This window comes from Rathayibacter tanaceti (assembly GCF_001634385.1).
In the GTDB taxonomy this organism is placed as follows: Bacteria; Actinomycetota; Actinomycetes; order Actinomycetales; family Microbacteriaceae; genus Rathayibacter; species Rathayibacter tanaceti.
On the sequence record NZ_LIIN01000121.1, the window covers coordinates 1 to 8,637 of the forward strand.

The following is an 8,637-nucleotide window of genomic DNA, read 5'->3' on the forward strand; positions in this document are numbered from 1 at the left end:
CCTCTTGGACAACGAGGCTTATGCAAAACCCTCAGCACACCCCACGAAAGGCCTGGTCGGGGGCGCCATCCGGGTCGACAAATCGGAGTTTTGCATAAGCCTCAACAAAGCGAACGAGGCGTTCGCGAATGCAGAGGGGGCTGTAGGAATCGGAGCTCCCGCCGGGAAGATCGTGGCTCAAGTCATGCTCGGGACATGGGTGAACCTTCTCGGGAAAGGTGGGGAGAGGTTCGACGGCACTCGATCCTCTTACGTCGCCGACCTCTGGGAGCCGGCGTTGAAGCAGTGCTTCTCTGCGCCACGGAAGGACGTCGCCCGGCTCGCACAAAGGATGAATTGGGCGCGCAATCGGATCAGTCACTGCGAACCGGTCGTCTTCGGCCTGCCGATGCCCGGGCTGGGAACGCCTGTCATTCAAGTCCGGCGAGCTCCGCAGCTCATCTTCGAGGACACTCAAGAGCTGCTGCGGGTCGTTTCCCCGCTCTTGGCCAGTTGGCTCGACCGGTGGGGTGGCACCCGGGCACTCTGCGCACACCGTCTCGCTCTGCGGGCCCTGGACCACATCGCCCAGGACGCGACAATTCAGCTCGACCGTTGATCGCCCCTGGATTCGTTCTTCTTTGCGAGCGATCGTGCGAATCGGGTCTACCGGCCCGCCTGCTCCCGCGCGACGGGCGCTGCCGCGACCTCGGACGTTTCGAGAGCGCCGGCGCGATTTTCGCACGGTGAGGCATCGGTGCCGCGGTGCTGACCGCAGCTGCACGGCAGCTCCTCCGACCCTGTGCACACCTCTGGCCGCGAAACGCATCCGTGCGCGGTGTTCCCTGCACCTTGGCTGAACCAGCGGGACGTCCGGGCCCCGGGCCACGTCTTCATCATGTGCCACGGATCGTGAGCACCGCGGCCGAAGGGCCGCGACCACTGCCCTCAGGAGAAGACCATGACCACCGTCACCCCCACCAGCATCGCCAACGGCTCCTCCGCCAAGCACGGCACCGCCACCTCGGCCGGCAAGAACACCATCGCCGACGGCGTCGTCGAGAAGGTCGCCGGCATCGCCGCCCGCGAGGTCCCCGGCGTGCACGACCTCGGCAACGGAGCGGCCCGCGCGATCGGCGCGATCCGCAGCGCGATCAACGCGCAGGACCGCGGCCAGGGCATCTCGGTCGAGGTCGGCGAGAAGCAGGTCGCCGCCGACATCACCGTCGTCGCCGAGTACCCCGTCGCGCTCCAGAAGCTCGCTGACAGCATCCGCTCCGCCGTGTCCGAGGCCATCTCCTCGGTCGTCGGCATGGAGGTCACCGAGGTGAACGTCACCGTCTCCGACGTGTACATCCCCTCGGACGACAAGGACAAGGACGACGAGACCGAGAGCCGCGTCAAGTGACTCCGTCCCACCTCGGCCTGGTCCTCGGCGCTGTCCTCGCGCTGACGGCCCTCGTCTTCGGCTTCTGGGCGCTCCTGTGGGTCGCCCTCGCGATGGCGATCGGCTACGGCGTCGGGAGGGTCGTCGAGGGCAAGCTCGATCTGCGCTCGCTCGGCGACACCCTCCGCGGGCGGCGGTCGTCATGACCGCGGCGGTGATGGCCGACGACGCCCGCCGCGGCCGCACGACGATCAGCTCGCGCGCTGTGCGCCGGGTCGTCTCGGTCGTCACCGCGGAGGCGCTGGACGTGGCCGCGTCCGATGTCGCGGTCGAGCTCGACGACGACGGAGGACGCCTCCACGTCCTCGCGCAGGCACCCATCCGCGTCACGCCGCTCGGTGAGACGGGCCGCCGCTCCTCCGGGACGCTGCTCGAGCGCCTCAGCACGGCGCAGACGACCATCCGCTCGCGGTGCCTCGCACTCACGGGCTCCACGATCGGCCGCGTCGACCTCCGGATCACCGGTGCCGACCTCCGAGAACGAAGGAGAGTGTCGTGACGACTCCCAGCACTGCCGGCCGGGCGCTCTACCCGCGCCTGGTGCGGCGCGAGACCCACTCGTCCCGCTCCGGATCGGCGATCGTCCTCGCCGTCCTGCTCATCCTCCTGTTCGCGTGGCTCGGCACGGAGGCGGTCCTCGCCGTCCTCGCCCAGCCGGCGCTGCTGGTGGCTCCGCAGGACGGAGCGTCGGCGCTGCTCACCGCGGCATCCGCTCCCATCGCGCTCACCGCGGCGGCGGGCGCCGTGCTCGCGCTGATCGGGCTCGCCCTGGTCGTCGTGTCGTTCGCCCCCGGCCGTCGCGGCCGTCGCGCGGTCGGCATCGACCGCACGGCCGCTGTGGTCGACGACCGCGTGATCGCCCAGGCCGTCGCCAGGACGGCGAGCCACGCCGGCGACATCGACCCCGATCAGGTGTCGGTGTCGGTGGGCGCCCGCACCGTGGGAGTCACCGTGTCGCGCACCTCCGGCCGCAGCACCGACGTCGGCAGCATCCGCGAGGCCGTCGACGCCGAGCTCGCCACCTACGACTGCACCCCGCGCCTGCGCTCGCGGGTGCGCCTGTCCGAGAAGGGGACCGTCCGCTGATGACCACCACGAACCGATTCCTGAACCGGCTGCTCCTGTTCGTCGTGGGCCTCGTGCTCCTGGTCGCCGGTGGTGCCGTCGCTGCGGGGTCGCTGCTCCCGCAGATCCAGGAGTCCGTCTCCGCTGCCGCGCAGGACGCCGTCGATCCCACCGGCGAGGCCCTCTCGGGCGGCGCACCGTGGATCCTCTGGGGGATCGCGGCCGCCGCGATCGTCCTGATCCTGCTGCTGGTGCGCTTCATCGTCCGTCAGGGACGGGGCCGCACCGGGACGCTGATCCGCGTCGGCTCTGGTGAGGGAGCGGGGACGCCCACGGGCGGCTCCGTGAGCATCGACGCGGCCGTCGCCGAGCAGGTCCTCGAGGAGGCGCTCGCGCACGATCCGGCGATCGTCGCGGTCGACGTGACCGCGTTCGACATCCGCCACCAGAAGGTGCTGCGTGTCACCGCGCACACCCGCCGTGGCGCCTCCCCGGTCCGCGCCCGGAAGACGGTCGACGAGGCCGTCCGCCGCTGGGACGCCCTGCTCGGTCAGGAGATCCCCGTCGTCATCCAGATCGTCAGCGGTCTGCGCACCAGGATGAGCGGCACCGCCCGCGTGCAGTAGCCGCGGCACCACCGTTCGGCCCTCTCGATCGGGAGGGCCGGAGAGCGCCCGCCCCGGCGGGTCGACAGCTGAAGGAGCATCCCATGTCCGATCCGATCCAGCTCGGCACCGTCGAGCGCACCCGTCCCCGGGGCGAGTCCACCGAGCCCGAGTCGACCGAGCTCCGCGTGGCCACGGCCGCCGCCGAGAGCGCTGCCCGCGTCGAGGGCGTCCACCAGCTCGGCGGCGCCGTCGCCCGGGGCCTCGACCGCGCCTCCCGCCGGGTGCTGGGCACCAGCACGCGCCCCGGCGTCACGGTCTCGACGCCCGACGGCGTGCTCACCGTCGACATCGACCTCGTCATCGAGTACCCGCACCCGGTCCGCGCGGTGCTGGACGCCGTGCGCGAGCAGGTGCAGCGTGTCGCCGAGCCGGTCGCCGGGGGTCACGTGGTCGTGAACGTCGCGGCGACCGACGTGCTCGGTCCATTCGACCCGGTCGAATCGGAGGAGGACGAAGCCGAGCCGCTGATCGACACCGCGAGGAGAGCGGCGGCCGATGCGCGCGACTCCGCGTCGGAGGCGGTCGCCTCGGCCCGCTATCGGGTCTCGGGAACGGTCGCCTCGGCCCGCGGAACGCTCGCGGACGCCGCGGACGACGCCGCGGACGCGCTGGATCGCGCGGCGGACGAGCGCGTCGAGCGTGCCGCTGACCGCGAGGAGGAGCGGGAGCACGACGGCGTTGACGAGGCCGAGGACGGCGGGCCGAGGCGCTCCGTCCCGGTGCCGGCCGCCGTCGAGACGACCGAGTTCGTCGTCCGGGTGAAGGTCGAGCCCGTCGACCAGGAGGCGGACCCGCGCACGACCAGCGTCGAGATCGCGCCAGCGGAGGATGCCGGCGACTCGAACGCCGCCGCCGATTCGCAGGAGGGCGACCTGGACGACGCCGACGCTCGCGCCGATCGACCCGCCCCGGCCCCCGCCTCCGGTCGGGAGTAGCGCCGTGCGCACCCGCTCGTCCGGCGGTGCGCGACGCAGGCCGCGCGCCGCCTGGGCCGCGCTCGCCACGGGTGTCGTGCTCTGCGTCGTGGTCGTCGTCGCCGTCCTCCTGCCCGTGCTCGGACTGATCGGCGCGGCCGACGGCAGCACGGCGGGCGCGCTCGACGTCCCGGTCGGCGCGATCGTCTTCTCCATCGTCGTCGGCTACGCCGTCGGCCTGGCCTTCCTCGGTCTCGCGCTCCTCTCGCGGAACGCGCCCCTCGCCTGGGTGTTCGCGGTCGCCGCGGTCGTCGCCACACTCGTCGGCTCCGTCTGGCCGCTGTTCGCGACCGCCTTCGCGAGCGTCGACCAGGCGCGGGACGCGATCCCCTTCATCCAGGATCTGATCGCCCGCGTGACAGGTTGACCGCCTCCCGCTAGCCTGTGCCGGATGAGCACCGACGGCCTCCGGGCGATCGACTACCTCCGCGCCTACGACGAGCAACTGCGGTCCGACGCCGAGACCCCGAGCGCCGTCTCCGTGACGCGCGAGGGGCCTCTGCGTCTGGTGACCTTCGCGGGCGGCCGCGGCTTCGTCACCTACCGCGACCTCGGCGGAGCCTGCACCGCGCGCGTCACCGAGCTGGTCGCCGCCGCCCGCGCCCACTTCGAGGCCGACCCGGGCATCCTCAAGGTGGAGTGGAAGACCCGCGGCCACGACGTCGCTCCCGGCCTGCACGACGCGCTCGTGGCCTGCGGCTTCGCCCCGGAGGAGCCCGAATCGATCATGATCGGGCCGGTCGAGGCACTCCTCTCTGACCACCCGGTCCCGGAGGGGGTCGAGCTGCGACGGGTCGTCGACGAGCCGGACGTCCGGGCCTTCAGCGCCATGATCGACGACGCCTTCGAGGAGGAGGTCGACGTGGCGATCGCCGATTCCCTCGTCGCCCGTCTGGCGCGCGGCGACGGTATGGAGCTGTGGGTCGCCGAGGTCGACGGCCGCATGGTTTCTGGTGGCCGGCTTGAGCCGGTCCCCGGCACCGACTTCGCGGGCATCTGGGGCGGAGCGACGCTGCCGGCCTTCCGCGGACGCGGGCTCTACGGCCTGGTCACCGCCGCACGCGCCGCCTCCGCCCAGAGCATGGGGAAAACCCTCGTGCACAGCGACTCGACCGAGTACTCGCGGCCCATCCTTGAGCGCGCCGGCCTGGTCCGCGTCTCGACCACGACCCCGTACCGTTGGCGCCGCCTGCACAACGAAGGCTGAGAGCCTGGATGCGCGTCTTTCCGGCGCCTGGCGGTCCCTCAGCCTTCGTTGTGACGGCCGATCAGCTCGGCGACGTGATCTCGAGCGCGATGTTGTCGGGGTCGCGGAACTCCAGGATGCTCGCGCCGCCCGTGTCCTTGATCGGCTCGTGCTCGATGCCGAGGTCGTCGAGGACGGCTGCGGCCGCCTTCAGCGCATCGAGGTCGGGGACCGCGAAGCTGACGTGATCGAGTCCGATGCGGTCCTCGTCGAAGTGGTCTCCACCCTCGGCGACGGGGCGCAGGCCGAGCAGCCCGCCCGGGAACTCGTAGATCACTCCACCGAAGACGAAGGCCAGCTTCTCCTTCTCCTCCTGAGGCGCATCCGCGGCCGGCGCCTCGAAGGCGACGTCGAAACCGAAGACGGAGTCGTAGAAGGGTCGCGAGACGGCGATGTCGCGGACGGTGAGCCGGATGTGGTTGTAGTCGACAGCGGGGATGGGCACGGGGTTCCTCTCGGAGGGACGGGCGGAAAGTGCCCGTCATCAATGATTCGGAGGCGGTGGTCGGCCGGTTCGGGGCTGGCGCTGCTCCCGCTGGTCGGCTAGTGCCCGCAGGCCGGCTCACGCTCGCCCCGATCGGCTCACGCCCGCCCGGGTCGCCCGTCCCTCACTCGAGCTCAGCGGCCCGCGCCGGCTCCGCCAGCAGCGCGCGCGCTGCCATCCCGATGACCGCGCTGTACGTCGGGTACGCGAAGCGGACGTTCGCGAGGGTCGCGAGGTCGACTCCCGCGGCCATCGCGGTGGTCACCGACTGCACCACCTCGATCGCGTTCTCACCGACGGCGTGCGCACCGAGCAGCAGTTCGCGGCGGCGGTCCGCGATGAGCGTGAGGAAGCCGCTCTCGCGGTCGTCGATCACAGCGCGGTCGAGGTGCGAGAACGGCACGGAGGCGACGACGCAGAGCGGATCGCGCTCGCGCGCCTGCTCCTGCGTGAAGCCGACGCCGGCGTAGTCCGGATCGGTGAAGCCTCCGGCGGGGAGCAGGTGCTGCGGGGTGCGCCGGTTCGCGCCGAGCACGGCGTTCTCGGCCGCCGCCTCCGCCTCGAACTGCGCCGCCTGCACGAGCATGTCGCGTCCGTTCGCGTCGCCGACCGCGAAGATGTGCGGCACGACCGTGCGGAAGTACTGGTCGGCGGGGATGGCCGAGCGGACGACCTCGATGCCCGCGTTCTCGAGCCCGAGGTCCTCGACGTCGGCGGGCCAGCCGGTCGCCATGATCACGGCGTCGACCTCAGTGCGCTGTTGCTCACCGCCGTCGCGCCAGGTCAGCCCGAGCGAGCCGTCGTCCTGCCGCTCGATGCCCGACACCGTCTCGATCCCGGTGCGCACGCGGACGCCCTGGCGGTCGAAGGCCTCTGCCACGTGCTTCGACACGCTGGAGTCGGAGGTCATCAGGATGCGCGGCGCCACGTCGAGCAGCGTCACCTCCGAGCCGAACGCGTTGAACACGGTGACGAGCTGCGCGCCCGTGTTGCCGCCTCCGATCACGGCGACTCGGCGGGGCAGCTCGGCCAGCCCGAGCACGTCCTCGGGCACTGTCGCGAGCTCGGCCCCGGGGATCGGCAGCCGGCGTGAGTGCCCGCCGACGCAGATCAGGATCGAGCGGGCTCGGATCCTGCGGTCGCTGTCGAGCACCAGGGTGCTCTCGTCGACGAAGCGTGCGCGCCCCTCGTGGATCAGGTCGACCCCCGCCTCCTCGAAGCGCTGTGCCTCGCGCTTGATCGAGCGCACCAGGTCGACGCGCTCGTGCACGTGCCGCACCGTGGCGGTCCAGTCGAGGGAGGGCGTGCCCACGTCGATCCCGTAGTCGCCGGCGGAGCGGGTCTCGCGCATCATCCGCGCGGTCTTCGCGAGCACGCGGGTGGGCACGCAGCCGGTGTTGACGCAGGTGCCGCCGACCCGAGCCGCCTCGAGCACGACGACGCGGGCCCCGAGTTCGGCGGCGCGCAGGGCCGCCGCCGTCCCCGCCGGTCCCGCGCCGATGATGGCGACGTCGTAGTCGAGCTGCTCTGGGGTGCTGACGGGCACGGGATCCTCCGGTGATCGATGTCCCTGCATCCTGCCGGGCGGGGCCGGGCTCCGCTCGGAGGCGCCCCGGCCGTGGCGCGCGAGTGGGCCCCGTGCTCGCGCCTCCGTCGCTGACGATCGGCCGATGGTGCTTGCCCCGCGGGTCCGCGGCGCGATGGGATGACCGGGTGGGCTGCAGCGCGACCGGGCGACGACTCCTCCGACGAGGGACGGGGCGCTGATCGTGCGCACGTTCGGGGTCGAGGAGGAGTACCTCCTGGTCGACGCCTCGACGTTCGTCCCCTCGCCCGTCGCGCCGCTGCTGCTCCGGTCGGCGCGCGCCTCGGCGGCGGTGACTCTGGCCGCCGAGCTGAAGGTCGAGCAGATCGAGGCCGTGGGTGCTCCGGCCACGACCCACGACGAGCTGCTGGCGGGTCTGGTCGACGGGAGGAGGCTGGCCGACGACTCCGCGGGTGCGGCGGGCGCCCGCGCCGTCGCCGTCGGCACGAGCCCCGCCGCCTTCGTGCCGCACCTCTCGGCCGACGAGCGCTACACCCGCATCGCCGAGCGCTTCGGCCTGGTGGCGCGCGAGCAGTTCACCTGTGGGCTGCACGTGCACGTCGGAGTCACGTCGCCGGAGGAGGGGATCGCGGTACTCGATCGCCTCCGCGGCTGGCTGCCCGCCCTGCTCGCCCTCAGCGCCAACTCCCCGTTCTGCGCCGGAGCCGACACCGGCTTCCAGAGCTGGCGCTACCAGTCGTGGGGGCGCTGGCCCACCGCGGGACCGGCCGAGGTCTGGGGCGACGTCGACCGCTACCGCAGCGTCGTCGCTGCTCTCACCTCGTGCGGCGTCCTGCTCGACGAGGGGATGCTCTACTTCGACGCGCGGCTCTCGAGGGCCCACCCCACCGTCGAGGTGCGGATCGCGGACGTGCCACTGCACGCCGAGGACGCCGCGCTGATCGCGGTGCTCACCCGGGCGCTCGCTGAGACCGCGGTCCGTGACCAGAGCGTGGGAGTCGCGCCGGCGCCGCTGCCGACGCCGGTCATCGCCGCCTCCTCCTGGCTCGCCAGCCGCCACGGGACGACCGGGGATCTCGTCGACCCGCTCGACGGCCGCCCGGCGCCGGCGCGGGCGGTGCTGGCGCGCCTCCTCGACCACGCGGGCGATGCACTGGAGGAGGCGGGGGATCGCGACGTCGCCGTGCTCGGCATCGAGCGGGTGCTGTCCCGCGGGACCGGCGCCGAG

Annotated in this window: 12 protein-coding genes; 10 read left to right on the forward strand and 2 right to left on the reverse strand. The window is 72.5% G+C overall.

Annotation, left to right across the window (positions count from 1 at the left end; translation table 11 throughout):
• From ACH61_RS17495 to ACH61_RS12625, 9 genes are all read left to right on the forward strand, one after another.
• Positions 1-598 (forward strand): hypothetical protein (locus ACH61_RS17495; RefSeq protein ID WP_201787610.1); only part of this gene is annotated, 598 nt, incomplete at its 5' end.
• A gap of 342 nt (positions 599-940) precedes the next feature.
• The gene (locus tag ACH61_RS12590; RefSeq protein ID WP_068212504.1) at positions 941-1,387 is read left to right on the forward strand and encodes an Asp23/Gls24 family envelope stress response protein; all 447 of its coding nucleotides are present in this window, start codon (positions 941-943) and stop codon (positions 1,385-1,387) included.
• The gene (locus tag ACH61_RS12595) at positions 1,384-1,572 is read left to right on the forward strand and encodes a DUF2273 domain-containing protein (RefSeq protein WP_068212505.1); all 189 of its coding nucleotides are present in this window, start codon (positions 1,384-1,386) and stop codon (positions 1,570-1,572) included. Before ACH61_RS12590 ends, ACH61_RS12595 begins: the two co-directional genes overlap by 4 nt.
• Positions 1,569-1,925 carry a hypothetical protein gene (locus ACH61_RS12600; RefSeq protein WP_068212506.1) on the forward strand — a complete coding sequence of 119 codons (357 nt, stop codon included), beginning with the start codon at positions 1,569-1,571 and terminating at the stop codon, positions 1,923-1,925. The genes ACH61_RS12595 and ACH61_RS12600 overlap by 4 nt, the downstream gene beginning before the upstream one ends.
• Positions 1,922-2,512 (forward strand): Asp23/Gls24 family envelope stress response protein, encoded by a 591-nt coding sequence (locus tag ACH61_RS12605; RefSeq protein WP_068212507.1) that lies wholly within the window; start codon positions 1,922-1,924, stop codon positions 2,510-2,512. Before ACH61_RS12600 ends, ACH61_RS12605 begins: the two co-directional genes overlap by 4 nt.
• A complete protein-coding gene (locus tag ACH61_RS12610; protein WP_068212508.1) occupies positions 2,512-3,117 on the forward strand; it encodes a hypothetical protein in 606 nt (201 codons plus the stop codon). Before ACH61_RS12605 ends, ACH61_RS12610 begins: the two co-directional genes overlap by 1 nt.
• A gap of 83 nt (positions 3,118-3,200) precedes the next feature.
• Positions 3,201-4,094 carry an Asp23/Gls24 family envelope stress response protein gene (locus ACH61_RS12615; RefSeq protein ID WP_068212511.1) on the forward strand — a complete coding sequence of 298 codons (894 nt, stop codon included), beginning with the start codon at positions 3,201-3,203 and terminating at the stop codon, positions 4,092-4,094.
• Between the two features lie 4 nt (positions 4,095-4,098).
• Entirely contained in the window at positions 4,099-4,500 is a 402-nt protein-coding gene (locus ACH61_RS12620; protein ID WP_068212513.1) for a hypothetical protein, read from the forward strand.
• A 24-nt stretch (positions 4,501-4,524) separates the two neighbouring features.
• A complete protein-coding gene (locus ACH61_RS12625; protein ID WP_068212520.1) occupies positions 4,525-5,340 on the forward strand; it encodes a GNAT family N-acetyltransferase in 816 nt (271 codons plus the stop codon).
• A gap of 61 nt (positions 5,341-5,401) precedes the next feature.
• Here the strand turns inward: ACH61_RS12625 and ACH61_RS12630 are convergent, their stop codons facing one another.
• Complete coding sequence (locus tag ACH61_RS12630) at positions 5,402-5,824, reverse strand: VOC family protein (RefSeq protein WP_068212522.1); 423 nt, start codon at positions 5,822-5,824, stop codon at positions 5,402-5,404.
• Between the two features lie 163 nt (positions 5,825-5,987).
• Positions 5,988-7,409 (reverse strand): dihydrolipoyl dehydrogenase family protein, encoded by a 1,422-nt coding sequence (locus ACH61_RS12635; RefSeq protein ID WP_236713677.1) that lies wholly within the window; start codon positions 7,407-7,409, stop codon positions 5,988-5,990.
• Positions 7,410-7,632: 223 nt separating this feature from the next.
• Here ACH61_RS12635 and ACH61_RS12640 point away from each other — a divergent pair.
• Positions 7,633-8,637 (forward strand): carboxylate-amine ligase (locus ACH61_RS12640; protein WP_068212526.1); only part of this gene is annotated, 1,005 nt, incomplete at its 3' end.

Coding starts and splice junctions, on each gene's coding strand:
- ACH61_RS12590 (WP_068212504.1), top strand. CDS start 941: ATGACCACCGTCACCCCCACCAGCATCGCCAACGGCTCCTCCGCCAAG.
- ACH61_RS12600 (WP_068212506.1), top strand. CDS start 1,569: ATGACCGCGGCGGTGATGGCCGACGACGCCCGCCGCGGCCGCACGACG.
- ACH61_RS12610 (WP_068212508.1), top strand. CDS start 2,512: ATGACCACCACGAACCGATTCCTGAACCGGCTGCTCCTGTTCGTCGTG.
- ACH61_RS12615 (WP_068212511.1), top strand. CDS start 3,201: ATGTCCGATCCGATCCAGCTCGGCACCGTCGAGCGCACCCGTCCCCGG.
- ACH61_RS12625 (WP_068212520.1), top strand. CDS start 4,525: ATGAGCACCGACGGCCTCCGGGCGATCGACTACCTCCGCGCCTACGAC.